This is a genomic window from Pseudomonas tremae, from assembly GCF_001401155.1.
Lineage (GTDB): Bacteria > Pseudomonadota > Gammaproteobacteria > Pseudomonadales > Pseudomonadaceae > Aquipseudomonas > Aquipseudomonas tremae.
The window spans coordinates 1-410 of record NZ_LJRO01000290.1 but is presented as its reverse complement, the minus strand read 5'-3'; the positions used below and the strand labels follow the sequence as shown (position 1 = coordinate 410).

At 62.0% G+C, this 410-nt stretch carries 1 protein-coding gene; it reads left to right on the top strand.

What is annotated here, in order from left to right:
* The coding region (locus ALO43_RS16810; RefSeq protein ID WP_157062320.1) for an aminotransferase class I/II-fold pyridoxal phosphate-dependent enzyme at positions 1 to 410 on the top strand (410 nt) is incomplete at both ends.

The window sequence follows — 410 nt, the reverse complement described above, 5'->3', positions numbered from 1 at the left end:
GTCAAAGTCGCGCTCGCTGGCCGGTCTGCGTGTCGGCCTGGCGGTGGGGCATCCTGATCTGATCGAAGCGCTGGAGAGGGTCAAGAACAGCTTCAACTCTTATCCGCTGGACCGTATGGCCAATGTGGGTGGTGCGGCAGCTTTCGAGGATCGCGAGCACTTCGAGTCGACGCGCAACAAGGTCATCGAAAGCCGCGAGGCGCTGGTCGAACAGTTGCAGGGCAAGGGCTTTGAAGTGCTGCCATCGGCAGCCAACTTCATCTTCGCCCGCCACCCGCAACACGATGCTGCAGCCCTGGCTGCGAAACTGCGCGAGCAGGGCGTCATCGTTCGCCACTTCAAACAGCAGCGAATCGCCCAGTTCCTGCGCATCAGCATCGGCACGCCAGAGCAGCATCAGGCGTTGCTGG